Consider the following 25,740-nt stretch of genomic DNA (forward strand, 5'->3'; position numbering starts at 1 on the left):
TGATTTTTTTATCGTTCGGATAAATTTGCATCAAAAGCGGTCAAAAGAGCACGTTATTTCTACAGTTCTCTGAATTTATCTGCGAAAAGAGCCACTTTTTCCCAATTGGTGTATTCCACTTCTTTGGTCGTATCGGTTTCGCCACCTGTCATCGACATAATGAACCTAATCATAGTTCTGTCGAACCAGCCGTAACGTGGGTAATAAAGTGCACCAGCAAAAACACCGATTAGCGTTGGTCTCCAAGGCGACTTAATTAGGAACTTGCGAATGTAGGCACTACCTTCAGGTGTATCCTTTCCTTGGTCCTCTTTACGAGCGGTTAGGTTTACGCAGAAAAATGCCACTTTATTTTGCTCCAATTGATTGAGGTTTCGCTCAATAAACTGGTATAGCTTTTTATTAAGATGGCCATAGCGAATAGAGGCGCCTATCAACACTCTGTCGTATTGACTGAAGTCAATCGTCTCGACATTATGTAAATCCACCAGCTCACAATCGAAGTCTGGAAGTTGTTCATCTATATAGTGGAGAATTTTTTTAGTCTGCCCTTCGCGGGAAGAGTATAGAAATAATGCTTTTGCCACGATTTCCCCTTAGCTACGCCAAAACGTCGGCGTAAGTAGAATAAGTAAGGTAAAGATTTCCAAACGACCAAACAGCATAGAAACTATCAATACCCATTTTGCTTTGTCGTTAACATCACCAAAGTGAAGCGCCACTTCTCCCAAACCAGGACCGAGGTTGTTCAGAGTCGCAGCCACCGCCGAGAACGCACTTAACTCGTCCATCCCTGTAGCAATCAAGCCCAACATACAAACCACAAATACCAATGCGTATGCGGAGAAGAAGCCCCAAACCGCATCGACAACACGTTGCGGTAGGGCACTACCACCCACTTTGATGGTGTAAACCGCGCGTGGATGGACTAAACGTTTTAGTTCACGCGCACCTTGTAAGGTAAGAAGCAGGATACGGATCACTTTCATGCCGCCGCCTGTTGAACCAGCACAACCACCGATAAAAGAGGAGAACAATAACAGTACAGGTAAGAAGAGCGGCCAATCCGCAAAACCTGTCGTCGTAAAGCCCGCAGTTGTCGAAATTGACACGGTTTGGAACAGAGCCTGATCGAAAGCATCGTATGTCGATGTGTAAGAGTGATGTTTCAGTAATAATAGAAAGCAAATGACAAATAGTAGCACTTGAATAAACAAGAAGGCGCGAAACTCAGGATCTTTCCAGTAATACTTGGGATGTACACCACCTGATGCAAATGCAGCAAAGTGCAGTGTGTAGTTACATGCAGATATAAGCAGAAAAACCACGGTAATCAGATTAATCGCGTAACTATCAAAGTATCCGATGCTGGCATCGTGGGTAGAGAAGCCACCAATGGCAATGGTTGAAAAGCTGTGACTGATAGCGTCAAATGGCGTCATACCAGCTAACCAAAAAGCCGAAGCACAGGCGATAGTCAGGCTCAAATAGATGTACCAAAGCGCTTTAGCGGTTTCTGCTATGCGCGGCGTCACTTTAGTGTCCTTTACTGGGCCAGGGATCTCAGCGCGGTAAAGCTGCATACCACCAATGCCCAACACTGGCAAAATCGCCACCGCTAATACGATGATCCCCATACCGCCGAACCACTGCAGTAACTGTCGATAGAATAGAATTGCTTTAGGTAACTCATCCAAACCAACAATAACGGTCGCCCCAGTCGTCGTGAGAGCAGAAAACGATTCAAAAAACGCATCTGTCACTGAGACGTTCGGGTTGTCAGCAATGAGAAAGGGGATCGAGCCTGCGCTGCCAAGTACTGTCCAGAACAGAACGACAATAAGAAAGCCATCGCGAGCTTTAAGCTCGTGCTTATACCTGCGGTTTGGGTACCAACAAACGGCCCCGCAAAACAGCAGAACAAAAAATGTCGTGACAAAAGGCACACCAGCACCATCTCGATAAATCAGCGCAACGAGTGCTGGCGCAAGCATAGTGACACTAAAAAGTGCGAGCAGTAGCCCGACGATTCGAATAATTGAACGAAATTGCATGGATAAATTGACTAGCGAAGCTGTCCCTGTTGCTTCCTGTTTTTCATTATTGTCCGTCTAGCGGAGTGACAATTGCCTTTGCCCCGCTTTTATTGATGATTGCTTGGGTAAACGCGCTCACTTCTCGAAGCTCAATTTCCACCACTAATACGACCTGATCGCTGTATTCAGCCTCGACTTCTACCGCACCAAATTGCGGCATGATTGACTGTGCGATCGGCATAAACCCATAGTCTAACGTTAGTCTGAGCTTTGTGGTTATTTTTTTCTCAATAGTTTGAAGCAGCTTGAGCGCTTGTTGTACCCCGCCCCCATACGCTTTAACCAAGCCGCCTGTACCTAACTTGATTCCACCAGAGTATCGCGTGACCACTGCCGTGATCTCCCCCACCCCAGATCCAGACAACTGCGCCAGGATCGGTTTGCCTGCAGTTCCGGACGGCTCCCCATCATCACTAAAGCCCCATTTCATTGAATCTTCCGGGCGACCTGCAACAAAGCCCCAACAGTTATGTCTGGCATCAGCGTGTTTAGCTTTGATTTGATCAACAAATGCTTTTGCTGCTTCGATACTTGGCGTGTGTGCCAAATAAGTAATGAAGACGCTCTTTTTAATTTCTTCTTCAAATTGAGCGGGCTCTGCTGGAATCAGATAAGGCTTGTCATTCATAGGATTATGGATTCAGGTCTATTTGCCTGAAGTCTATCACGAGTGTGATTTACCCGTCGCATAAGATCTGCCACAGCGCACAATGTTAAACACTTGTTTAAAAAATGTATTGAAATTAGACAATCCACGATCCAAACTAACTTTACTGGTCAAACCAGAACAAAAATAAAACGACTTCCTCGATACCTATTTGCCGAGGTACACGGCGTCGTTGAAATAGGTATACAGACAATCCACGATTGTATGTCATGGAGATAGACAATGATTTACCAAGCCGAAACCCTACAGGTAAAGGAAATACAAGATGGTATTGCAGAGCTAAGCTTCTGCTCTCCAAAATCCGTCAACAAACTCGACCTAGCGACATTGGAATCGCTAGATAAAGCTCTTGATGCGCTCATTGCCCATCAAGGCCTCAAGGGGTTGTTGCTCACTTCAGATAAAGACGCATTCATTGTAGGCGCAGACATTACCGAGTTTTTAGGTCTGTTTGCTAAAACGGATGCCGAGCTCGACCAATGGCTGCAATTTGCTAATAGCATCTTTAACAAATTAGAAGACTTACCCGTTCCGACCATCTCAGTGATCAAAGGCCACGCTCTTGGTGGCGGTTGTGAATGTGTGCTAGCAACAGACATGCGTATTGGTGACAAAACCACCAGCATCGGCCTACCAGAAACGAAACTGGGAATCATGCCTGGCTTTGGTGGTTGTGTACGCTTGCCTCGCGTTATTGGCGCAGACAGCGCAATGGAAATCATCACCCAAGGTAAAGCATGCCGAGCTGATGAAGCATTGAAAATTGGCTTACTCGATGCTGTTGTAGAGACTGATGCTTTATACGAATCAGCACTACAAACGCTGAACTCTGCAATTAACGAGAAACTTGACTGGCAAGCACGCCGAGCACAGAAAACATCTCCGCTAACGCTGAGTAAGCTTGAATCAATGATGAGCTTCACCATGGCGAAGGGTCTGGTGGCACAAAAAGCAGGTCCTCACTACCCTGCCCCAATGACAGCCGTTATCACGATTGAAGAAGGTGCTCGCTTTGCACGTAATAAAGCGTTAAACATTGAACGTAAGCACTTCGTGAAATTGGCTAAATCGGAAGAAGCAAAATCACTCGTTGGCCTATTCCTTAATGATCAATACATCAAAGGCATTGCGAAAAAATCAGCGAAGTCAGCAAGTAAAGACACGCAACGTGCAGCCGTATTAGGTGCAGGTATCATGGGTGGCGGCATTGCTTACCAATCAGCGCTAAAAGGCGTGCCTGTCTTAATGAAAGACATCGCACAAGCGTCGCTCGACCTAGGCATGACTGAAGCATCTAAGCTGCTGAATAAACGCTTATCTCGCGGTCGTATTGATGGCTTTAAGATGGCGGGTATTTTAGCGTCAATCACACCGAGCCTACATTACGCAGGTATTGAAAACTCTGATGTGATTGTTGAAGCTGTCGTTGAAAATCCGAAAGTAAAAGCGGCGGTTTTGAGTGAAGTCGAATCCCATGTCGGTGACGACACCGTTATCACCTCAAACACCTCGACTATTCCTATCAACCTATTGGCAAAATCACTAAAACGCCCAGAAAACTTCTGTGGTATGCACTTCTTCAACCCAGTGCATCGTATGCCTCTTGTTGAGATCATCCGTGGTGAGCACACCTCTGATGAAACCATCAATCGTGTTGTGGCGTATGCTGCGAAAATGGGCAAATCACCAATTGTCGTTAATGACTGCCCAGGGTTCTTCGTTAACCGCGTATTGTTCCCATACTTTGGCGGCTTCAGCATGCTACTTCGTGATGGTGCTGACTTTACGAAAATCGACAAAGTCATGGAGCGTAAGTTTGGCTGGCCGATGGGACCAGCGTACTTGCTTGACGTAGTCGGCATTGATACCGCGCACCACGCACAAGCTGTGATGGCAGAGGGTTTCCCTGAGCGTATGGGTAAACAAGGTAGTGATGCGATTGATGCACTATTCGAAGCAGACAAATATGGTCAGAAGAATGGTAATGGCTTCTACAGCTACACCATAGATAAAAAAGGTAAGCCGAAGAAAACCTTCTCTGAAGAGATCTTGCCGGTGCTCGCTGACGTTTGTGCCGATAAGCAGGACTTTGACGATGAGACCATCATTCAACGTATGATGATTCCAATGATCAACGAAGTTGTGCTGTGCCTTCAAGAAGGCATCATCGCTACTCCGCAGGAAGCAGACATGGCATTGGTTTATGGTCTTGGTTTCCCTCCATTCCGCGGTGGCGTATTCCGCTATCTAGACAGCGTGGGTATTGCTGAATACGTTGAAATGGCAAAACAACACGCCGAGCTAGGTGCGATGTACCAAGTACCGCAAATGCTGATTGATATGGCGGCGAAAGGTGAAAGCTTTTACGGTGCACAACAGCAAGGTTCTATCTAAGGAGGGATTCTAAAATGACTAATCAAACAAGAAATGTTGTCGTAGTCGATTGTCTACGTACTCCAATGGGTCGCTCTAAAGGTGGTGCTTTCCGTCATACACGAGCAGAAGATCTATCTGCGCGTCTAATGAAAGGCATTCTTGCACGTAACCCACAAGTGAACCCAAGCGAGATTGAAGACATCTACTGGGGTTGTGTACAGCAAACACTAGAGCAAGGCTTTAACGTTGCACGTAATGCCGCGCTACTCGCGGGCCTGCCGATTGAAATTGGCGCTGTGACGGTTAACCGTTTGTGTGGCTCATCCATGCAAGCGCTGCATGACGGCACACGTGCCATCATGACTGGCGATGCTGAAATCTGCCTAATTGGTGGCGTTGAGCACATGGGGCATGTGCCAATGAACCACGGTGTAGACTTTCACCCTGGTATGTCAAAGAACGTAGCAAAAGCTGCGGGCATGATGGGCTTAACGGCTGAAATGCTTGGTAAATTACATGGCATTAGCCGTGAGCAACAAGACGAGTTTGCCGCGCGCTCTCACGCTCGTGCGCACGCAGCAACCGTAGAGGGTCGCTTTAAAAACGAAATCCTACCAATTGAAGGCCATGCGGCTGACGGTACACTGTTTACTCTCGACTATGATGAAGTGATTCGCCCTGAAACATCCGTTGAAGGTCTATCTCAACTTCGCCCAGTGTTCGACCCAGCAAACGGTACAGTAACAGCCGGTACATCATCGGCTCTGTCTGATGGTGCATCAGCGATGTTGATCATGAGCGAAGATAAAGCCAACGAGCTTGGCTTGAAAATTCGCGCACGTATTAAGGGCATGGCGATCGCAGGTTGCGATCCATCCATCATGGGTTACGGTCCGGTACCGGCGACGAAAAAAGCGCTCAAGCGTGCCGGTCTTTCAATTGAAGACATGGATGTGGTTGAGCTAAACGAAGCATTTGCAGCGCAGTCTCTGCCGTGTGCTAAAGACTTAGGTCTGCTTGATGTGATGGATGAGAAGGTCAACCTTAACGGTGGTGCGATAGCATTGGGTCATCCACTAGGCTGTTCTGGTTCACGCATCTCAACAACGTTGATCAACCTAATGGAAGCGAAAGACGCGAAATACGGTCTAGCCACCATGTGTATCGGTTTGGGTCAGGGTATAGCGACCGTATTTGAGAGGCCTTAACGCTTTGAGTGAAGTAGGCTCAAAACGACGATGGTCGTAGTGATCTACTCAACAACCAGCATGAAATGAATAAATACTAAAATAATTTAGTATTACACTTAAGGGCGACATCAGATGTCGCCCTTTGTTTTACGCCAAACACAGTAAATATGCATACAAAGCATACATGAAATGAGTAACTTTCATTTTATTCATAGATAGAGAAGACATAGACTTATAGACAGTTAATATCTTGCTGTATGTGGCAACTGAGTCACGCTAACGCAATTTCGGAGAACCTTATGTTTAATGCTCTAGTTCTAAACCAAGAAGACAAACGCACTATCGCTAGTATCGAGCAAATCGATGAAACACAACTGCCGGAAGGTGACGTTCTGGTTGAAGTCGATTACTCATCGTTGAATTACAAAGATGGTTTGGCGATCACAGGTAAAGGTAAAATCATCCGTAACTTCCCGATGGTACCTGGCATTGATCTAGCGGGTACGGTTGTAAGTTCTGAAGATTCGCGTTACCAAGCTGGTGACAAAGTGGTCTTAACTGGCTGGGGCGTGGGTGAAAACCATTGGGGTGGCATGGCTCAACGTGCTCGTCTAAAAGCGGATTGGCTAGTGCCACTACCAAAAGGTCTAGACAGCAAAAAAGCAATGATGGTTGGTACTGCTGGCTTCACTGGTATGCTATGTGTTCAAGCACTGCTTGATGCAGGCATCAAACCTGAAGCTGGTGAAATCCTAGTAACGGGCGCAAGTGGCGGCGTAGGCTCGGTAGCAGTAACGCTCCTAGCGCAGCTTGGCTACAAAGTTGCAGCAGTGACAGGACGTGTAGAGAAAAACGGTCCGCTACTTGAAAAACTAGGTGCTAGCCGCATCATTGACCGTACTGAATTTGAAGAACCAGCACGTCCACTTGAAAAGCAAGTATGGGCAGGTGCGGTAGACACCGTCGGCAGCAAAGTACTAGCAAAAGTATTGGCGCAAATGGATTACAACAGTGCAGTCGCCGCTTGTGGTCTTGCAGGTGGTTTTGATCTACCAACTACAGTGATGCCGTTCATCCTACGTAACGTTCGTCTACAAGGTGTGGACTCAGTAATGTGTCCAACAGAGAAACGCATCGCAGCATGGGAAAAACTGGTTGAACTACTACCAGACAACTATTTCGAGCAAGCGTGTACTGAAGTAGAACTAGCAGAAGCACCAAAATACGCAGAAGACATCACTAACGGTCAAGTAACAGGTCGTGTGGTTATCAAGCTATAAACACTGACTCAGCGTAAACAGACGAAGAGCCGGCATTGCTGGCTCTTTTTGTTAGCAGTTTAGTCCCATATCTTCGATACGCTTAGCTATTAGACGGCTACATTCTTCACGCACAATCGTTCTTAACCATTCTTGAGCAGGAGAATGCTCGCAACGCGCATGCCAAATCATCGAGTATTCAAATGGAGTAAATTGGAATGGTAATGGTTTCACCACCAAGTCATAACGCTCGGCAACCAGATACGCCAAGTCCGCTGGCACTGTGATGATAATTGGCAAGGTATCCATGATCGCCAATGCGGCTTCTAAATGATAAGCCCGCAGAACCATTTTACGCTTAGGTTTCTCCATCAAAGCTTGTTCGATCAGTGCCTTAACACCATCACTGATGGCGATCATGGCATGTGGATGACTCAGATAATCATCCAAGCTCATTTCTTTATCCGCTAATGGATGCTGTTTTGAAAGCATACACAGCACCCCCACTCGCCCCAACACTTCACTACGTAGCGGCTCCACCGGACCTGTCGGGCGACAAATCGCTAAGTCTGCACCTTCATAAGTGAGCTGATCTGATAAACGGTCGTGTTGCAGTGGTAAGAAGTTAAAAGACACGTTTGGCGCTTCTTGGTAAATTCTCGGCAAAGCAAACGGCAGAATGGTTTGCATGGCATAGTCGGTGGTCACGATGTTGAAAGTCTGTACGCATTGCAATGGGTCAAACTCAACCGGAGATAACAACTGACGTAAAGACTCTAATGGCTCGCCTAAAGAGCGATCGATCTCTAACGCTTTCTGAGTTGGGATCAAATGCTGCCCCTGACGAGTAAACAGTGGGTCTCCCAATAAGTCACGCAGACGACCAAGCACACGACTCATTGCCGATTGACTCAAATTCAGACGTGTTGCCGCCTTACTGACACTGTTTTCTTCTATCAGTACTCGCAACGCAACCAGTAAATTTAAATCTCGGCGATAGATGTCTTCCAGTTCCACGAATTAGCCACTTATTTTGTATGTGTTTGGGTAAATTGTACTCTTCAGGCAAAAAAAATCCCGCCTTTCAGCGGGGAAGCCCAAGAAAAATGGGGATAGTGTCGGAATGAAGTGTCGGTAAAAATAGGTGAGCGTTATTAAAGTATTCTGATCGAAGCAAAAAGCGCTAATTTTCTTGCTCAGATGCACCTGACCATTTGCGCATCTCGATCCAAATCCCAATAATAGTGGCAACCATGCCTACAAGAGGCATCAAAGAGGTGTCAGCTGGCGTTCTGAGTACCAAAGCACAAAACGAAATAAAACAAAGTACGGAGTAAATCGTAAGTCTGTCTAACGCTGTTAACATTGCCTCTCCCTTGCCAGTTGTTACCAAATTGTTAATTTAAGGTAAAACAAAAAATCCCGTTTGCCAAGTGGTTATTGAATATTTTTTCAACGAACGTAGAATTCACCGCTAAGTTAGTTACGAGAATCACACTATGAGCTTTAATCCTGAACTGGCAACAAAGACATTAGAGGCGGAAGGACTGCGCTGCCCAGAGCCAGTGATGATGGTCAGGAAGACAATTCGCAACATGCAAGATGGTGAGATTTTGCTGGTCAAAGCAGATGACCCATCCACGACTCGAGACATTCCGAGTTTCTGCCGTTTTATGGATCACCAATTAATTGCAGCACAAACGGAGCAAGTTCCGTATCAGTACCTGATCAAGAAAGGATTGGAATAATCTGGTCGAATTAAAAACGGCAGCCGATTGGCTGCCGTTTGTTTATTCATCGTATTCGAGTGTGCGAACTTCTGATTGGAGCTTGTTGAGTTGTTTTTTCATTGCCCGCATCTCTTCATGCATAGGAATGATGTGGGCTACGCGAATCCACGCCTCTACTGTTAATCCAGTAAGAACGAACGATCCTGCCACAATCGGCAACCACATATCAGTCAGTACCATCGCTAACAAGCACAGCGCCAAACCAAAGGTGAATAAATAACTCTGACTCTTTGGGGTCATCCCCATGTAACGTGTAAGCATAAACTTGCCCTCTCGCTATCATTCACACCATTAAACTACCATGACAAGTATGACACTAATATGTCATCCGTCACGCTACGGAGCGATTTTAAGTCAGAGTTTGAGCTACGCCACTAATTCGCTAGTTATTGATTATTTGCATCATTTTAACGATTGTTCGCGGATAACATTTTCCATTTTCAGGCTGCGTTATCCGCCTAAAAATATTAAAAGAAGGCCGCACCAATCGCCAACAACACGAACAAAATAGCGGTGACTTTACGAATCAACCCCAGGGGCATCTTGTCTGCTGAAAGCTTACCAATTAACACCACAGGCACGTTAGCCAACAACATACCAATGGTCGTGCCAAGTATGACCCAACTCAGCGCATCCGCGTATTGCGCCCCTAAGATGGAAGTGGCGATCTGAGTTTTATCGCCTATCTCCGCAACGAAGAACGCGATAAAGCTGGCAATAAATGGGCCTCGATTAGAAATCTGCTCGTCATCATCCAGTTTGTCCGGGATCAGAACCCAAGCCGCCATCGCGACAAAACTGACCACCAGCACCCACTTTAAAATCTCAGGTGATAAATAGTCAGCGACAACCACACCTAACCATGCAGCCAAAGCGTGGTTGGCAATGGTTGCCAAAAAGATTGCTGCAATAATTGGGATTGGTTTGCGGTAACGACTTGCGAGTAATAGAGATAGCAATTGGGTCTTATCGCCAATTTCTGCTAACGCTACAGTAGTAATTGAAATAGCTAAAACGCTCACGACATGCTCATTGGGGCAGGGATTATTATATTTAACCAAAGACAAACCTCACGCCCCTACCCCGGTTCGTGATGATTTGTCTAAGGTCTTGCTAAACTTGAAAGGCTTCAAGTCTCGAACGCCATGGTGATTTTGCACCAATTATGTTGACGGACGAACCAGATGAAACAGAAACTTCATCAGGTAAGCTACTCCCCAAAGACAGGCGCAATTCTAGCCACCTTTGTTGCGCTTCTCAAGAGCCAAAGCAGGCAAAAACTCCCTTTTAAGAAAAATACAGCAGATAACGCGGTAAAAATTCATTAAAGGAGAAAATCGCCCACGAATTAATCAAGATTAGCTCTACTCCCATGCTCAATATCTGGTTATACTAGATTGTTAATTTATTCAACCGTAATTACTCTTTATCGCCGTTGTTAGAGTTGAAAAACTCGGCATAGATGACGAATTAACGAGTAACAAGAGAATCGCGCGAACCTGACTTATGCAAAAATACGATATCAAAACCTTCCAGGGAATGATCCTCGCGCTGCAGGATTATTGGGCTCAAAATGGTTGTACCATTGTTCAACCGCTAGATATGGAAGTGGGTGCGGGTACCTCTCACCCAATGACCTGTCTACGAGCGCTTGGCCCAGAGCCAATGTCGACAGCTTACGTACAACCTTCACGTCGTCCTACTGATGGCCGTTACGGTGAAAACCCTAACCGTCTTCAGCACTACTACCAATTCCAAGTAGCGCTAAAACCATCGCCTGACAATATTCAAGAGTTGTACCTTGGCTCCCTTGAAGTTCTTGGTATTGACCCTCTTGTACACGACATCCGTTTCGTAGAAGACAACTGGGAAAACCCAACACTAGGCGCATGGGGTCTAGGCTGGGAAGTTTGGCTAAACGGCATGGAAGTGACTCAGTTTACGTACTTCCAACAAGTTGGCGGCCTTGAGTGTAAACCAGTCACTGGCGAAATCACTTACGGTATCGAGCGTCTAGCAATGTACATCCAAGAAGTAGACTCGGTTTACGACCTAGTTTGGAACATCGCACCAGACGGCAGCAAAGTGACTTACGGTGATATCTTCCACCAAAACGAAGTAGAGCAATCGACTTACAACTTCGAGCACGCAGACGTTGAATTCCTATTTGGTTTCTTCGAGCAGTGTGAGAAAGAGTGTAAAGAGTTGCTTGAGCTTGAAAAGCCACTGCCACTACCTGCTTACGAGCGCATTCTAAAAGCTGGTCACGCATTCAACCTACTAGACGCGCGTAAAGCGATCTCAGTAACTGAACGTCAGCGTTACATCTTGCGCATTCGCGATCTGACTAAGTCAGTAGCAGAAGCATACTACGCATCGCGTGAAGCTCTTGGCTTCCCAATGTGTAAGAAAGAACAAGCGTAAGGGGTAGAGAACATGGCAAAAGAATTTCTAATCGAGCTAGGTACAGAAGAGCTACCACCAACGCAACTTCGTACACTAGCTGAAGCATTCGCAGCAAACTTCGAAGCAGAACTAAAAAGCGCTGAGCTTGCTCACGAAGGCGTGAAATGGTTTGCGGCTCCTCGTCGTCTTGCACTTAAAGTCGCGGCACTAGCAGAAAGCCAATCAGACAAAATCGTTGAAAAACGTGGCCCTGCGGTTTCTGCAGCGTTTGACGCGGAAGGCAACCCAACCAAAGCGGCTCAAGGCTGGGCACGCGGTTGTGGTATTTCTGTTGACCAAGCAGAGCGCATGGTGACAGATAAAGGCGAATGGCTACTGTTCAAACAAGAAGTGAAAGGTCAGCCAACGTCTGAGATCGTTGTTGAACTTGCAGCGAAAGCACTAGCAAACCTACCTATCGCAAAACCAATGCGCTGGGGTAACAAAACAACTCAGTTCATCCGTCCAGTTAAGACGCTAACCATGCTGATGGGCAGCGACCTAATCGAAGGCGAGATCCTTGGTGTCGCTTCTGACCGCACTATCCGTGGTCACCGCTTCATGGGTGAACAAGAGTTCACTATCGATTCTGCTGAGCAATACCCTGCGATCCTAGAAGAGCGCGGTAAAGTAATGGCAGATTACGAAGCGCGTAAAGCAATCATCCTAGCTGACGCACAAAAAGCGGCAGCAGCGGTTGGCGGTATCGCTGACCTAGAAGATGACCTAGTAGAAGAAGTCACGTCTCTGGTTGAATGGCCAGTGGTACTAACAGCGAAGTTTGAAGAAGAGTTCCTAAAAGTGCCTTCTGAAGCGTTGGTTTACACCATGAAAGGTGACCAGAAGTACTTCCCTGTTTATGACGAAAACAAGAAGCTACTACCTAACTTCATCTTCGTATCGAACATCGAATCAAAAGAGCCTCGTTACGTAATCGAAGGTAACGAGAAAGTGGTTCGTCCTCGTCTTGCTGACGCAGAGTTCTTCTTCAACACAGACCGTAAGCGTCCGCTTATCGACCGTCTGCCTGAACTAGAGCAAGCGATCTTCCAAAAGCAACTGGGTACGATCAAAGACAAAACAGACCGCATCACTGAACTTGCTGGCTACATTGCAGAACAAATCGGTGCTGACGTTGAAAAATCAAAGCGTGCTGGTCTACTAGCAAAATGTGACCTAATGACCTCTATGGTATTCGAATTTACGGATACTCAAGGTGTGATGGGTATGCACTACGCGCGCCACGACGGTGAAGCAGAAGAAGTTGCAGTCGCACTGAACGAGCAATACATGCCTCGTTTCGCAGGTGATGAACTGCCATCAAACGGCGTTTCAACCGCAGTTGCAATGGCAGACAAGCTAGACACAATCGTCGGTATCTTCGGTATTGGTCAAGCGCCAAAAGGCAGTGACCCATTCGCACTACGTCGCGCATCTCTAGGTGTACTACGTATCATTGTTGAATACGGTTACAACCTAGATCTTGTTGACCTCGTTGCGAAAGCGAAATCACTGTTTGGTGACCGCTTAACTAACGAAAACGTTGAGCAAGACGTAATTGAATTCATGCTTGGTCGTTTCCGTGCTTGGTACCAAGACGAAGGCTTCAGCGTAGACATCATTCAAGCGGTTCTAGCTCGTCGCCCGACGAAACCAGCTGACTTCGACCAACGAGTTAAAGCGGTTTCTCACTTCCGTGAACTGGAAGCGGCAGAGTCTCTAGCAGCGGCGAACAAGCGTGTAGGTAACATCCTAGCGAAATTCGACGGCGAACTAGCAGAAGAAATTGACCTAGCATTGCTACAAGAAGACGCAGAGAAAGCACTAGCAGAAAGCGTTGAAGTCATGACTGAAGCACTAGAGCCTGCATTTGCGACCGGTAACTACCAAGAAGCCCTAAGCAAGCTAGCAGATCTACGTGAGCCTGTGGATGCGTTCTTCGATAACGTAATGGTAATGGCAGACGACGAAGCACTTAAGAAGAACCGTCTGACATTGCTGAACAACCTGCGTAACCTGTTCTTACAGGTCGCAGATATCTCTGTCCTTCAAAAGTAATTCATTACTGATTCAGAAGTGATTAAGAGATAAGTAAAGGGAAGCGTCGGCTTCCCTTTTTTGTTGTCTTTAAACGGAGATAATCGGTTCTTATTATTCATTTTGTGAACAAGGCAAAAATTTGTAGGGTGAGACACGTTTAACTTGTTGGTGCAGAGCTCGGATTGTAGAGGCTCAGTTTTGCTATAACTGGACTGTTTATTCGGGGGAAGGACACAATGAAAAAAACAATTCTCGCACTCTCTATTGGACTATTGAGCGCCTGCAGCCAGATTCCAGAAAATGCTATCGTACTGAGCGTCGGAGACGATACAGCCGTCTTCGAAGCAAACTCTAACGGCTTACTTGTCGCCGAGCAAAAACTCGAAAAAGGCAGCTATACCTTTACCATTGCCGACAGCAACCAAACCTGCGGCAGCAGCTTTGCTCTAGCAGAAGAAACTCGCATCAAATTCAATCGTCCATTAAAAATGGATAATTGCGCCACAGATGCCCAAATGCCGCTGCGCATCTTCAAAGCCAACACCTATCAATTTACGCTCAACCCAACTACTAACGAGCTAACTGTTAGGCTCAAACCCAAACAGAACCAAGACATCACCTACTCTTGCCCTGTCGCAACTGACGCGCCAAAAACCATCAACGTTGCTCAAACCTTTAATGATGGCACTGTCGTTCGTGATGCCTTAACCGGACAAGAAGCCACAGTCGCCAATGGCAGCGTAACCTTGCAGCCAGGCACTATGAGCCAAGGTCTGTTGTTACTAGAAGAGGTTGAGCAGCAAGCCGAAAAACCTTTCAGTTGGGACAACGCGACGGTGTACTTCGTCATGACTGACCGCTTCTATAACGGCAACCCAGACAACGACAACAGCTACGGTCGCAGCAAAGACGGAAAATATGAGATTGGTACATTCCACGGTGGTGACTTAGCGGGTCTGACGAAAAAACTCGATTACATCGAGTCACTTGGTGTCAATGCTATCTGGATAACCTCACCACTGGAACAAATCCACGGCTGGGTTGGCGGCGGCGATAAAGGCGACTTTAAGCACTACGGCTACCACGGCTACTACCATCAAGACTGGACCAAGCTTGATGCCAACATGGGTACCGAAGATGAACTCAGAACCTTCGTCGATACCGCTCACAAGAAAGGCATCCGCGTGATTTGGGATGTAGTCATGAACCACACTGGCTACGCAACATTAGCAGACATGCAGGAATTCGGCTTTGGTCAACTTTACCTTGATGACCAAGAAGCCAAAGAACTCCTTGGTGAAAAATGGACCGACTGGCAGCCAAAATCAGGACAAAGCTGGCACAGCTTCAACGACTACATCAAATACGGTGATAGCGAAGCGTGGGATAAATGGTGGGGCAAAGATTGGATCCGCACCGACATTGGTGACTACGATGCTCCGGGCTACAACGACATCACCATGTCTTTGAACTACCTACCGGATCTAAAAACCGAATCGACTCAGAAAACCGGACTACCAAACTTCTTCCGCAATAAAGACACCAATGCGCAAGATGAGCTACAAACCCCACGTGAACATCTGATTACGTGGTTATCCGACTGGGTACGCGACTACGGCATTGATGGCTTCCGCGTTGACACGGCCAAACACGTTGAAATGGAAGCGTGGACAGAGCTGAAAGCCAGCACCACCCAAGCGCTTGCCCAGTGGAAGCAAAACAACCCAGATAAAGCCTTGGATGACCTACCTTTCTGGATGACGGGTGAAGTATGGGCGCACAGCGTGGTGAAAAGCCCGTATTTCGATAACGGCTTCGATTCCATCATCAACTTCGAGTTCCAATCTGATGTAGCACCAAAAGCGCTGAAATGCTTTGCGCAACTCGATAGCGATTATCGCCGCTACGCGGAACGTATTAACTCCGATCCTGAGTTCAACGTGTTGAGTTACCTGTCTTCGCACGATACTCAACTGTTTTGGTCAGCGCGCAGCCGCAGCTTTGATGACCAAGCACGTGCCGCAAATGCACTGATGCTGGCTCCGGGTGCAGTGCAAATCTACTACGGCGATGAGATTGCTCGTGACTTTGGCGTGACTGGCTCCGATCCTACTCAAGGTACTCGCTCTGATATGCCATGGGATAAGATTCATGGCGAACGTGAAGACTTGCTGCAACATTGGCAAAAACTCGGCGAGTTCCGTCAACGCCACCCAGCGGTTGCGCAAGGCAAACACATCACTCGCAATCAAGAAGGGTATTACGCGTTCGAGCGCCAATACCACGACGACAAAGTGCTGATCGTCTACACTGGCGAATAGCCGATTCATTCCACCAGCAAGGGAAGCATTTCGCTTCCCTTTTCTGTTCACTGCTCATATCCCCATCATCTGGTCAGATGACAAACTTTTTTCTTCTTCGAGTAAATTCACACTTTGCGTCGTAATAACATTAAGGTAAGGTCAAGTATTACTCTATAAGCTGATGTTTCATCAGCATTCAATACACATAAGCAATCACAATGAATTAGGTATCAGTCAGCATGCAGTTCTCAAAGTTTGGTGAAAAATTTAATCAGTATTCAGGTATCACGCAGTTAATGGACGATTTGAATGATGGTCTACGCACACCAGGTGCCATCATGCTCGGTGGAGGCAACCCAGCCGCCATTCCTGCCATGCTCGATTACTTTCACCAAGCCAGTGAGGAAATGCTCGCCAGTGGAGAGCTCGTCGCCGCCCTAGCCAACTACGATGGGCCACAGGGTAAAGACGCGTTTGTGAAAGCGCTGGCTCAGTTATTCCGTGAAACTTACGGTTGGGACATTTCAGAGAAGAACATCAGCTTAACTAACGGTAGCCAAAGTGGCTTCTTCTACTTGTTCAACTTACTCGCTGGTAAACAGCCAGACGGTTCGCATAAGAAGGTGCTACTGCCTATCGCGCCTGAGTACATCGGCTATGGTGATGCTGGCATTGATGAAGATATCTTTGTCTCTTACCACCCAGAAATCGAGCTGTTAGATAACGGATTGTTTAAATACCACGTCGATTTTGAACAGCTAACCGTCGACGATTCTGTTGCGGCAATCTGCGCATCTCGCCCAACCAACCCAACGGGTAACGTACTGACAGACGAAGAAGTGCGTAAACTGGACAAACTCGCACGTGAAAACAACATCCCACTGATCATCGATAACGCCTACGGCTTGCCGTTCCCGAACATCATCTTTGAAGATGTCGAACCGTTCTGGAATGAAAACACCATCTTGTGCATGAGCCTATCCAAACTTGGCTTGCCTGGCGTGCGTTGCGGGATTGTGATTGCGAGTGAAGAAATCACTCAAGCGTTAACCAATATGAACGGCATCATCAGCCTAGCACCTGGCAGTGTGGGTCCAGCGCTGGCAAACCACATCATCGCTAAAGGCGACCTGCTTAAACTGAGTTCAGAGGTGATTAAGCCGTTTTACAAGCAGAAGTCGCAACGTGCGGTTGAACTGCTGCAAGAAGCGATTACCGATGAGCGCTTCCGTATTCACAAACCGGAAGGCGCTATCTTCTTGTGGTTATGGTTTGATGAACTGCCAATAACAACAATGGAACTGTACCAACGCTTGAAAGCGCGTGGTGTATTGATTGTACCGGGTGAATACTTCTTTATTGGCCAGAAAGACGAATGGGACCACGCTCATCAGTGCTTACGCATGAACTACGTTCAAGACGATGAGATGATGCAGAAAGGGATTGCGATTATCGCGGAAGAAGTTGAAAAGGCTTACCAGCAAGGTCTGTAATACGAAGCAATCGCTTCGGCTACTCCAATTAAAAAGAGCGCCAACTGGCGCTCTTTCTCACTCTATAGGGCAAATAACTTGCTGATTAGTTGTTTTCTAACAGGTTGTTGCCACCGATAGCAATTTTACGTGGTTGCATTGCTTCTGGAATTTCACGAACCAAATCAATATGTAATAAGCCGTTTTCCATTGATGCGCCTGTCACTTTGACGTAATCCGCTAGCTGGAATTTACGTTCGAAGTCGCGCTCAGCAATGCCTTGGTACACGTAGTTTTTGCCTTCTTCTGCTTTGCGTTCGCCCTTCACAATCAACATGTTTTCGTTTTGAGTCAGATCGAGTTGGTCTTCAGAGAAGCCAGCAACTGCCATAGTAATACGGTAGTTATGCTCGTCTTTTTGCTCAATGTTGTACGGAGGGTAACCGCCAGAAGTATTTTTCGCTGTATTCGCTTCCATCAGGTTTAGCAGACGATCAAAGCCAATTGCATTACGGTATAGTGGTGAGAAATCTACGTTACGCATAAATCTATCCTCTTAATTAAGCAATAGTCTTAGCTCAGATGACCTTCATCTCACAGGCGTGTTTATGCAAAAACCAACGCCGAGCTAAGAGATTCTTATCATTCCGCAGGCCATCATTTGGCTCGGAGACATGATAGGAAATCTAAAGGTTTAAGTTGTGTGCTAAAACGCCATATCCTCTTTTGAGCGATCTCGTTTTAGCGATTCCAGAGGGCTGTCTTCTAGTCTCTAGCAAGCCAGTCATCCTCTTCATAACTAGATATAAGGTCGTCAAAAATGACTTTCAAGGGAAAAAATAAAAAATTTTAAGTACGCTCGTTATCTCCCCAGAAAGGTCAGTTTACCCTCGCTTTGCAATCTATATTAAAAAGCCCACCTTTCTGGTGGGCTCAATCTGCACTCTACTTGCGGGAGGATTTACGCGCTTTTACAACGCTCTTTTCTGCCGCTTTTTCCTGTTTTAACTTACGCTTTTCTTTCAGACTCAACTGTGGTTGTTTCTTGTCTTTCTTACTCATGACTTCACCTCTATTTATTGACACAACAGACAGCCACACAGCATTCTCTGCGCTGGTGGCTGCGATTGATGAACAATTTCAGTAATCACAAAGCAGCGTCGCTGATTAAAAATTTCCACTTCGAGCGCATCATTTTTAGCTCGACCTAACAATCGAGACCCCAAATAAGAATCGACCGCGAGCATACCTGTCATCGGTTGCCCCTTGCGCGAGCTGACTAACGTCATGCGATATTGATAAGCACGCTCAACATCCACTAAGCGAACCGTGTCCCCAACCGCAATACGAGCTCGGTTACGGCAATGGGCTTGTTGCTCGTAAGTTTCAAAGAGTGACAACAACCTTAGTGGTGATTGATAGGTTAAAAAGCGACTGGTTAACCACCAAGTTCGCAGCGCCAAACAGTACGCCGAGAACCAGCGTTCAAACATGATTATTTCCTTCTTAATGCCTTGTCTTACAAATAAATTCAGTGCATTGAACCGGAAGTGCATCACCTCCGGCTTAGTTCAGGAAAGTCATCACCATTTTCTCAACCTCCTTATTCATCAGCTCTTCAGCACTATAGCGAGCAGAAAAAAGAAAGCAAAAGCGCCCAAGCGAACAAAATGGCGAGAAAAAAAGAAAACAGAAATAAAATGGCAAGCTTGATCAGGTTATTGGCAGTTAGCACCAGAAAAACCAAAGTCTTGGCAGAAAGTGGCGATTTTCATTGGTGGTTAAAACAAAAAAGCAGCGATTTCTCGCTGCTTTTTACTATCACGAACAGTGTCGTTATACGTCTAGGTTCGCTACTTTCAGTGCGTTCTCTTCGATGAAGTTACGACGAGGTTCTACTTGGTCACCCATCAGTGTTGTGAACAATTGGTCTGCGCCTACCGCATCCTCAATCGTTACTTGCATCATGCGACGCGTTTCTGGGTCCATAGTCGTTTCCCACAGCTGATCTGGGTTCATCTCACCTAGACCTTTGTAACGCTGACGACTCAGACCACGCATTGATTCTTTAACCAACCAATCAAGCGCTTCTGCAAAGCTTGCTACTGGCATCGTACGCTCACCACGTTTGATGTACGCGCCTTCTTCCAGAAGCCCATCCAGTGCTTCTGATAGATCAGCCAATTTGCCGTACTCTTTCGAGTTTAGGAAATCGATGCTAATTGCATGTTCGTGCGTCACACCGTGAGTACGAACCACGATCTTAGGCAAGTTTAAGCCTAGTTCTTCGTGCTGTTCAACTTCGTAGCTGTATTGGCTCGCACCCACTTCTTTCGCATTCAGCTGCTCAATAAGCTGCTTCGTCCACGCTTCAACAACTGATGCGTCATGGCATTGCTCAGGAGTTAGACGAGGAGTGTAAATCAGCTCGTTTACCAAAGCACTTGGGTAACGACGGCTCATACGTTCCGCCAGTTTAATCCCCGCATTGTACTGTTGAACAAGCTTCTCTAGTGCTTCACCTGCCAATGCTGGTGCTTCTGCGTTTACGTGTAGCGATGCATTATCCAGAGCCAATGATACTTGGTATTGGTTCATCGCTTCTTCGTCTTTGATGTACTGCTCTTGTTTGCCTTTTTTCACTTTGTAAAGTGGTGGCTGAGCGATGTACACGTAACCACGCTCGATAAGCTCTGGCATTTGACGGTAGAAGAAGGTCAATAGTAGCGTACGAATGTGCGAACCATCGACATCGGCATCGGTCATGATGATGATGTTGTGGTAACGCAGCTTGTCCGGGTTGTACTCGTCACGACCGATACCACAACCAAGTGCAGTGATCAGAGTAGCCACTTCTTGCGAAGACAGCATCTTGTCGAAACGTGCTTTTTCTACGTTAAGAATCTTACCTTTTAGCGGTAGGATTGCTTGGTTCTTACGGTTACGGCCTTGTTTTGCGGAGCCGCCTGCCGAATCACCCTCCACTATGTATAGTTCAGAGAGTGCCGGATCTTTTTCCTGACAGTCTGCAAGTTTACCTGGAAGGCCAGCTAGGTCTAGCGCTCCTTTACGGCGCGTCATTTCACGAGCTTTACGCGCTGCTTCACGTGCACGTGCTGCATCGATGATTTTCGAACAAACCATCTTCGCTTCTGTCGGGTTCTCAATCAGGAACTCAGACAGTTTTTCACCCATTGCTGATTCAACCGCTGATTTCACTTCAGAAGAAACCAGTTTGTCTTTTGTTTGGCTTGAGAACTTAGGATCTGGTACTTTCACCGAAACAACCGCAGTTAGACCTTCACGCGCATCGTCGCCTGAAGTCGCTGTTTTCGCTTTCTTCGAGAAACCTTCTTTATCCATAAAGCTGTTCAATGTACGTGTTAGCGCAGCACGGAAACCAGCAAGGTGAGTACCACCATCACGCTGTGGGATATTGTTGGTAAAACAGAAGATATTCTCTTGGAAACCATCGTTCCATTGCATCGCCACTTCAACTGAAATGCCGTCTTCACGCTCTGAGTTAAAGTGGAAGATTTTTTCGATGATTGGCGTTTTGTTGGTGTTTAGGTGATCAACGAACGCTTGAATACCACCTTCATACATGAAGTGATCATGTTTGTCCGCTTCACGCTCATCAACCAATTTGATCGATACACCAGAGTTCAGGAATGACAGTTCACGCAGGCGTTTCGCCAGAATATCATAGTGGAACTCAGTGTTAGAGAAGGTCTCGGCACTTGGCCAGAAACGAATTTGTGTACCGGTTTTATCCGTATCACCCACAACAGCTAGTGGCGCTTGAGGCTCACCATGGCGATAGGTTTGCGTATGGATATGGCCACCACGATGAATCGTCAGCTCAACTTTCTCAGATAGCGCGTTTACCACTGAAACACCTACCCCGTGAAGACCACCCGATACTTTGTATGAGTTATCGTCGAACTTACCACCCGCGTGAAGTACCGTCATGATTACTTCTGCTGCAGAGACATTTTCCTCTGAGTGGATTTCTGTTGGAATGCCACGACCATCATCGCTAACGGAAACCGAGTTATCCTCATGAATTGTCACAACGATGTCTTTACAGTGACCTGCCAACGCTTCATCAATTGAGTTATCCACCACCTCGAAAACCATGTGGTGAAGGCCGGTGCCGTCGTCCGTATCGCCGATGTACATTCCTGGACGCTTACGTACCGCATCCAGACCCTTCAGTACCTTAATACTCGATGAATCGTAATTTTCAGACATGAGTTTCTCTCTTCTAGTTTGACTCTATCCTGCCATGTTCCACATGAAACAATTTACCGTTATCGTCCAACATATCGGCGATTTGGCTTTCAGTGATAGAGCTTACAAATACTTGTGCGCCCGTCTCTTTTAAGCAGTCAGCAAGACGCTTGCGACGTTGGCTATCTAATTCCGACGCAAAGTCGTCAATTAGGTAAATGCATTGTTTACCGGTCATCTCTGTCAGGTGTTGCCCTTGCGCGACACGCAATGCACACACCATGAGTTTTAATTGACCGCGTGACAGAACATCTTCAACGGGCGTTCCGTTCACTTTAATGCGCAAATCAGCTTTGTTTGGGCCACTAAAGGTGTATCCCAATGCCTGATCACGCTCAAAATTCTTTTCTAGTATCTCGTGGTATGGGGTGTCTTTATCCCAGCCACGATAATACTTCAATTGGATCTCAAATTCTGGCAAAAATGTCTGACAGATAGTTTCTGCGACGGTTTTCATCTGCTCGATGTAACTTGCTCGCCATTGGCTGATGTTTTCAGCCAACCCTGCCATTTCCTGATCCCAATAACTGAGTTCACGATAACTATTGGCGGTTTTCAACAACGCGTTGCGCTGCTTGTTAAGGCGCTTGAACCTTCCCCATGCTTGATAAAAAGCGGGCTCGGTATGAAACACGCCCCAATCAATAAACGCACGACGATGTTTAGGGCCATCTGTCAGTAAATCAAACCCTTCTGGGTGTATCAACTGCAGAGGCAGAACTTGTGCCAACTGCGCTAATTTTTGTCCAGATTGACCGCCTATTTTAACCTCTGTTGAGCCATCACGCTGCTTATTAATGCCGATAGGTAGCTCAAATTGATCCGAGTTCAAAAAACGACCATGAACAAACAGTTCGTCACACTCATTTTGTATCACTCGTCCGGTGAGAGAGCTCTTGAATGAGCGGCCATGCCCGAGCAGGTAAACCGCTTCTAAGACACTGGTTTTACCGCTGCCGTTCGGCCCGATAAGAAAGTTAAAGCCTGCTGATAACTCAATATCACAGGCTTTAATGTTTCGAAACTGCTGAATGATGAGACGAGAAAGAGGCATTCAGTTGGCTTATAGACGAATTGGCATCACCACGTACATGGCACTGTCATCGTCGGCATTTTCAATCAATGCGCTAGCGTTAGCATCCGACATCGACACACGTACATTTTCACAACGCAACGTGTTCAGAACATCAAGCACATAGCTTACGTTAAAGCCGATTTCGATGGCGTCACCTTCAAAGGTCACATCAAGCATCTCTTCCGCTTCTTCTTGTTCTGGGTTATTCGCGGTTATGCGCATTTCAGTATCAGCCAGATTCACACGCACGCCACGGAATTTTTCGTTGGAAAGAATCGCAGCACGAGAAAAGGCTTGGCGCAACTCGTCACAACTTGCTATTAGGGTCTTATTGGTGCTCTGAGGCAATACGCGGCGGTAGTCAGGGAAACGACCATCAACCAACTTAGAGGTAAAAGTAAAGTTATTCACCTCAGCACGAACATTGGAGCTACCGATCTGAAGTACTACGGGCTGCTCTGGCGCGTCCATCAACTTCACTAATTCTTGCACACCTTTGCGTGGCACGATGATTTGCTTCTGCGCAAAATCCGCACCTAGCTGAGTTTGCGATACCGCCATACGGTGGCCGTCCGTCGCCACGCTGCGTAGCGTGGTACCGTCAATTTCAAACAACATACCGTTGAGGTAATAACGAACGTCTTGATTCGCCATCGAGAACTGAGTTTTGTCGATCAGCGTACGTAGATCGGCTTGGCTCAGTGATACTTCCACTTCACTTTGCCAGTCTTCAATATTGGGGAAATCGTTCGCAGGAAGCGTTGCCAATGAGAAACGGCTGCGACCAGAGCGAACTTGTACGCGATCACCTTCTAAAACAAATGTGATGATCGCATCGTCCGGTAAACCACGGCAGATATCGAGAAACTTACGCGAAGGAACGGTAATGCTGCCCGCTTCAAAATCACCTTCTAGCGTCACTTTGCTTACTAACTCTACTTCAAGATCGGTTGCCGTCATCGACAATACGTTCTCTTCTACTTTAAGAAGTAGGTTACCTAGGATTGGCAGAGTTGGTCGGCCACCTAAAGCGCCCGAAACCTGCTGTAGCGGTTTGATTAAATGACTACGTTCAATGGTAAATTTCATGCTTGGCTCTTTACGCTGTCAGCTCAATAAATGATTTGCTTAGAATACCGTTATTCTAACCGATTACGAGGACAGGGTGCGAATCAAGTTAGAGTAATCTTCTTTAATATCGTGGCTCTCTTCACGCAGCTGCTCAATCTTGCGACACGCATGAAGTACGGTCGTATGGTCTCGGCCCCCAAACGCATCACCGATTTCTGGCAAGCTGTGGTTGGTTAGCTCTTTTGCTAACGCCATGGCCAGCTGACGAGGACGCGCTACGGAACGAGAGCGACGTTTGGACAGCAAGTCCGCCACTTTTATCTTGTAGTATTCAGCCACGGTCTTTTGAATGTTGTCGATAGTAACCAGCTTCTCTTGCAGAGCAAGCAGATCGCGCAGCGCTTCACGCACAAAATCAATCGTGATTGGACGACCAGTGAAATTCGCATTAGCGATAACACGGTTCAGTGCACCTTCTAGCTCACGAACGTTCGAACGCAGACGCTTGGCAATAAAGAACGCCACTTCATCAGCAAGGTGGATTTGGTGATCTTCGGCTTTTTTCATCAAGATCGCCACACGCGTTTCAAGCTCAGGCGGCTCGATCGCAACAGTAAGACCCCAACCAAAGCGAGATTTAAGACGATCTTCAACGCCATTAATCTCTTTAGGATAACGGTCAGACGTTAAGATGATCTGCTGGTTACCTTCCAATAGTGCGTTGAAGGTATGGAAGAATTCTTCTTGCGAACGTTCTTTATTAGCAAAGAATTGGATGTCATCGATAAGGAGTGCATCCACACTGCGGTAGTAGCGTTTGAATTCTTCAATCGCATTGTTTTGCAGCGCTTTCACCATGTCTTGCACAAAACGCTCTGAGTGCATGTAGACCACTTTCGCGTTCGGGTTGTTATCCACAATCGCGTTACCCACCGCATGCAATAAGTGGGTTTTACCCAAGCCCGTACCGCCGTATAAGAATAGTGGGTTGTAAGCTGCACCTGGGTTATCCGATACCTGACGCGCCGCAGCCAAACCCAGTTGGTTCGACTTACCTTCAACAAAGTTGTCGAACTTGTGTTTTGGATTCATGTTTGAGCGGTGATTGATCGCCGCAATCGCTTGAGCGTCGTCATCCCAAGTTTTGTGTACTGGCTTACGCGCCTGTAATTGCGCAGGTGCAGATGACTCCGCAGCCACATCTGCAGGCGTACGTGTCGGCGCTGGTTTTGGAGCAGAGACAGGTCGGCTCCCCACTTCAAAGCGTAAGTTAGGAATGTCGCCACCACAGTATTCCTGCAGTAAGCGAGTAATATTGTTCAGATACTTATCACGCACCCAGTCCAACACAAAGCGGTTTGGCGCGAATAGAGTGAGAGTATTGTCATTGAGCTCCGCTTGTAGCGGACGAACCCACATGCTGAATTCTGTAGCTGGTAGCTCTTCTTGAAGCTGCTGCAAACATTGCAGCCAAAGCGAAGATGACACGGTGCCCCCACTGAGTAATTGAATTATCGGAAAAGACTGGCAATTTTACCTGTTGATAACCAAGATCGCCAGCGATTGATCGACGATCCAGTGAATAAGATCCAAGTTATTCACAATTATTTCTGCAAACTTGATGAGATCAACACACCTTGCCCCAAATTTGCCCACACAACGA

The 25,740-nt window shown here is 46.7% G+C and carries 22 protein-coding genes; 9 read left to right on the top strand and 13 right to left on the bottom strand.

What is annotated here, in order from left to right:
- Positions 1-59: 59 nt before the first annotated feature.
- From hemG to F7Y48_RS21340, 3 genes are read right to left on the bottom strand one after another with little or no spacing between them, the layout of a single operon-like run.
- Positions 60-587, bottom strand: coding sequence for a menaquinone-dependent protoporphyrinogen IX dehydrogenase (hemG, locus tag F7Y48_RS21330; protein WP_047010266.1), 528 nt, complete (start codon positions 585-587; stop codon positions 60-62).
- A 9-nt stretch (positions 588-596) separates the two neighbouring features.
- Positions 597-2,054, bottom strand: a complete 1,458-nt coding sequence (locus F7Y48_RS21335; protein WP_006743175.1) for a TrkH family potassium uptake protein — start codon at positions 2,052-2,054, stop codon at positions 597-599.
- Between the two features lie 46 nt (positions 2,055-2,100).
- Positions 2,101-2,724, bottom strand: coding sequence for a YigZ family protein (locus F7Y48_RS21340; protein WP_193448136.1), 624 nt, complete (start codon positions 2,722-2,724; stop codon positions 2,101-2,103).
- A gap of 261 nt (positions 2,725-2,985) precedes the next feature.
- Here F7Y48_RS21340 and fadB point away from each other — a divergent pair, with 261 nt between their 5' ends.
- From fadB to F7Y48_RS21355, 3 genes are all read left to right on the top strand, one after another.
- The gene (fadB, locus tag F7Y48_RS21345) at positions 2,986-5,157 is read left to right on the top strand and encodes a fatty acid oxidation complex subunit alpha FadB (RefSeq protein WP_258507652.1); all 2,172 of its coding nucleotides are present in this window, start codon (positions 2,986-2,988) and stop codon (positions 5,155-5,157) included.
- A gap of 14 nt (positions 5,158-5,171) precedes the next feature.
- The gene (gene fadA / locus F7Y48_RS21350) at positions 5,172-6,347 is read left to right on the top strand and encodes an acetyl-CoA C-acyltransferase FadA (RefSeq protein ID WP_005383810.1); all 1,176 of its coding nucleotides are present in this window, start codon (positions 5,172-5,174) and stop codon (positions 6,345-6,347) included.
- A gap of 281 nt (positions 6,348-6,628) precedes the next feature.
- Complete coding sequence (locus F7Y48_RS21355) at positions 6,629-7,609, top strand: MDR family oxidoreductase (protein WP_316685368.1); 981 nt, start codon at positions 6,629-6,631, stop codon at positions 7,607-7,609.
- A gap of 51 nt (positions 7,610-7,660) precedes the next feature.
- Here the strand turns inward: F7Y48_RS21355 and F7Y48_RS21360 are convergent, their stop codons facing one another.
- Positions 7,661-8,605 carry a LysR family transcriptional regulator gene (locus F7Y48_RS21360; RefSeq protein ID WP_005378881.1) on the bottom strand — a complete coding sequence of 315 codons (945 nt, stop codon included), beginning with the start codon at positions 8,603-8,605 and terminating at the stop codon, positions 7,661-7,663.
- Positions 8,606-8,771: 166 nt separating this feature from the next.
- The gene (locus tag F7Y48_RS21365; RefSeq protein WP_005394131.1) at positions 8,772-8,954 is read right to left on the bottom strand and encodes a hypothetical protein; all 183 of its coding nucleotides are present in this window, start codon (positions 8,952-8,954) and stop codon (positions 8,772-8,774) included.
- Positions 8,955-9,087: 133 nt separating this feature from the next.
- Between F7Y48_RS21365 and tusA the strand changes: the two genes are divergently transcribed.
- Positions 9,088-9,336, top strand: coding sequence for a sulfurtransferase TusA (tusA, locus tag F7Y48_RS21370; RefSeq protein ID WP_005394130.1), 249 nt, complete (start codon positions 9,088-9,090; stop codon positions 9,334-9,336).
- A gap of 42 nt (positions 9,337-9,378) precedes the next feature.
- Here tusA and F7Y48_RS21375 read toward each other — a convergent pair whose 3' ends face one another.
- Complete coding sequence (locus tag F7Y48_RS21375; RefSeq protein ID WP_031780377.1) at positions 9,379-9,639, bottom strand: hypothetical protein; 261 nt, start codon at positions 9,637-9,639, stop codon at positions 9,379-9,381.
- A gap of 206 nt (positions 9,640-9,845) precedes the next feature.
- The gene (locus tag F7Y48_RS21380; RefSeq protein WP_005394122.1) at positions 9,846-10,400 is read right to left on the bottom strand and encodes a TMEM165/GDT1 family protein; all 555 of its coding nucleotides are present in this window, start codon (positions 10,398-10,400) and stop codon (positions 9,846-9,848) included.
- Positions 10,401-10,562: 162 nt separating this feature from the next.
- Between F7Y48_RS21380 and F7Y48_RS21385 the strand changes: the two genes are divergently transcribed.
- The 5 genes from F7Y48_RS21385 to F7Y48_RS21405 all read left to right on the top strand — a co-directional run bounded on the left by F7Y48_RS21385 (position 10,563) and on the right by F7Y48_RS21405 (position 17,659).
- Entirely contained in the window at positions 10,563-10,706 is a 144-nt protein-coding gene (locus F7Y48_RS21385; protein ID WP_012841258.1) for a hypothetical protein, read from the top strand.
- A gap of 178 nt (positions 10,707-10,884) precedes the next feature.
- A complete protein-coding gene (glyQ, locus tag F7Y48_RS21390; RefSeq protein ID WP_048625586.1) occupies positions 10,885-11,802 on the top strand; it encodes a glycine--tRNA ligase subunit alpha in 918 nt (305 codons plus the stop codon).
- 12 nt (positions 11,803-11,814) lie between these two features.
- Positions 11,815-13,881: a glycine--tRNA ligase subunit beta gene (gene glyS, locus F7Y48_RS21395; RefSeq protein ID WP_253652268.1), complete on the top strand. Its 2,067-nt coding sequence runs from the start codon at positions 11,815-11,817 to the stop codon at positions 13,879-13,881.
- A 218-nt stretch (positions 13,882-14,099) separates the two neighbouring features.
- On the top strand, positions 14,100-16,184 hold the full coding sequence (locus tag F7Y48_RS21400) for an alpha-amylase (protein ID WP_316685369.1): 2,085 nt from the start codon (positions 14,100-14,102) through the stop codon (positions 16,182-16,184).
- A 221-nt stretch (positions 16,185-16,405) separates the two neighbouring features.
- Positions 16,406-17,659 carry a valine--pyruvate transaminase gene (locus tag F7Y48_RS21405; RefSeq protein ID WP_005394115.1) on the top strand — a complete coding sequence of 418 codons (1,254 nt, stop codon included), beginning with the start codon at positions 16,406-16,408 and terminating at the stop codon, positions 17,657-17,659.
- Between the two features lie 85 nt (positions 17,660-17,744).
- Here F7Y48_RS21405 and F7Y48_RS21410 read toward each other — a convergent pair whose 3' ends face one another.
- From F7Y48_RS21410 to dnaA, 6 genes are all read right to left on the bottom strand, one after another.
- Positions 17,745-18,182: an Hsp20 family protein gene (locus tag F7Y48_RS21410; protein ID WP_145473403.1), complete on the bottom strand. Its 438-nt coding sequence runs from the start codon at positions 18,180-18,182 to the stop codon at positions 17,745-17,747.
- A gap of 532 nt (positions 18,183-18,714) precedes the next feature.
- On the bottom strand, positions 18,715-19,131 hold the full coding sequence (locus F7Y48_RS21415) for a GreA/GreB family elongation factor (protein WP_134648235.1): 417 nt from the start codon (positions 19,129-19,131) through the stop codon (positions 18,715-18,717).
- Positions 19,132-19,474: 343 nt separating this feature from the next.
- Positions 19,475-21,892 carry a DNA topoisomerase (ATP-hydrolyzing) subunit B gene (gene gyrB / locus F7Y48_RS21420; RefSeq protein ID WP_005394109.1) on the bottom strand — a complete coding sequence of 806 codons (2,418 nt, stop codon included), beginning with the start codon at positions 21,890-21,892 and terminating at the stop codon, positions 19,475-19,477.
- Between the two features lie 13 nt (positions 21,893-21,905).
- Positions 21,906-22,985 (bottom strand): DNA replication/repair protein RecF, encoded by a 1,080-nt coding sequence (gene recF, locus F7Y48_RS21425; RefSeq protein WP_005394107.1) that lies wholly within the window; start codon positions 22,983-22,985, stop codon positions 21,906-21,908.
- A 9-nt stretch (positions 22,986-22,994) separates the two neighbouring features.
- Positions 22,995-24,095: a DNA polymerase III subunit beta gene (gene dnaN / locus F7Y48_RS21430; protein ID WP_005394106.1), complete on the bottom strand. Its 1,101-nt coding sequence runs from the start codon at positions 24,093-24,095 to the stop codon at positions 22,995-22,997.
- A 63-nt stretch (positions 24,096-24,158) separates the two neighbouring features.
- The gene (gene dnaA, locus F7Y48_RS21435; protein WP_005378835.1) at positions 24,159-25,565 is read right to left on the bottom strand and encodes a chromosomal replication initiator protein DnaA; all 1,407 of its coding nucleotides are present in this window, start codon (positions 25,563-25,565) and stop codon (positions 24,159-24,161) included.
- Positions 25,566-25,740 lie beyond the last annotated feature (175 nt).

Origin of the sequence: Vibrio sp. 2-1-2a (genome assembly GCF_032648565.1) — a bacterium.
GTDB lineage: Bacteria > Pseudomonadota > Gammaproteobacteria > Enterobacterales > Vibrionaceae > Vibrio > Vibrio diabolicus.

Excerpts from the sequence above, each read along its gene's own strand:
- dnaN (WP_005394106.1), bottom strand. The coding sequence starts at position 24,095 with ATGAAATTTACCATTGAACGTAGTCATTTAATCAAACCGCTACAGCAG.
- F7Y48_RS21405 (WP_005394115.1), top strand. The coding sequence starts at position 16,406 with ATGCAGTTCTCAAAGTTTGGTGAAAAATTTAATCAGTATTCAGGTATC.
- F7Y48_RS21365 (WP_005394131.1), bottom strand. The coding sequence starts at position 8,954 with ATGTTAACAGCGTTAGACAGACTTACGATTTACTCCGTACTTTGTTTT.
- F7Y48_RS21410 (WP_145473403.1), bottom strand. The coding sequence starts at position 18,182 with ATGCGTAACGTAGATTTCTCACCACTATACCGTAATGCAATTGGCTTT.
- F7Y48_RS21375 (WP_031780377.1), bottom strand. The coding sequence starts at position 9,639 with ATGCTTACACGTTACATGGGGATGACCCCAAAGAGTCAGAGTTATTTA.
- glyQ (WP_048625586.1), top strand. The coding sequence starts at position 10,885 with ATGCAAAAATACGATATCAAAACCTTCCAGGGAATGATCCTCGCGCTG.
- glyS (WP_253652268.1), top strand. The coding sequence starts at position 11,815 with ATGGCAAAAGAATTTCTAATCGAGCTAGGTACAGAAGAGCTACCACCA.
- F7Y48_RS21355 (WP_316685368.1), top strand. The coding sequence starts at position 6,629 with ATGTTTAATGCTCTAGTTCTAAACCAAGAAGACAAACGCACTATCGCT.
- recF (WP_005394107.1), bottom strand. The coding sequence starts at position 22,985 with ATGCCTCTTTCTCGTCTCATCATTCAGCAGTTTCGAAACATTAAAGCC.
- F7Y48_RS21415 (WP_134648235.1), bottom strand. The coding sequence starts at position 19,131 with ATGTTTGAACGCTGGTTCTCGGCGTACTGTTTGGCGCTGCGAACTTGG.
- fadA (WP_005383810.1), top strand. The coding sequence starts at position 5,172 with ATGACTAATCAAACAAGAAATGTTGTCGTAGTCGATTGTCTACGTACT.
- F7Y48_RS21400 (WP_316685369.1), top strand. The coding sequence starts at position 14,100 with ATGAAAAAAACAATTCTCGCACTCTCTATTGGACTATTGAGCGCCTGC.
- tusA (WP_005394130.1), top strand. The coding sequence starts at position 9,088 with ATGAGCTTTAATCCTGAACTGGCAACAAAGACATTAGAGGCGGAAGGA.
- F7Y48_RS21335 (WP_006743175.1), bottom strand. The coding sequence starts at position 2,054 with ATGCAATTTCGTTCAATTATTCGAATCGTCGGGCTACTGCTCGCACTT.
- F7Y48_RS21340 (WP_193448136.1), bottom strand. The coding sequence starts at position 2,724 with ATGAATGACAAGCCTTATCTGATTCCAGCAGAGCCCGCTCAATTTGAA.
- fadB (WP_258507652.1), top strand. The coding sequence starts at position 2,986 with ATGATTTACCAAGCCGAAACCCTACAGGTAAAGGAAATACAAGATGGT.
- F7Y48_RS21385 (WP_012841258.1), top strand. The coding sequence starts at position 10,563 with ATGAAACAGAAACTTCATCAGGTAAGCTACTCCCCAAAGACAGGCGCA.
- gyrB (WP_005394109.1), bottom strand. The coding sequence starts at position 21,892 with ATGTCTGAAAATTACGATTCATCGAGTATTAAGGTACTGAAGGGTCTG.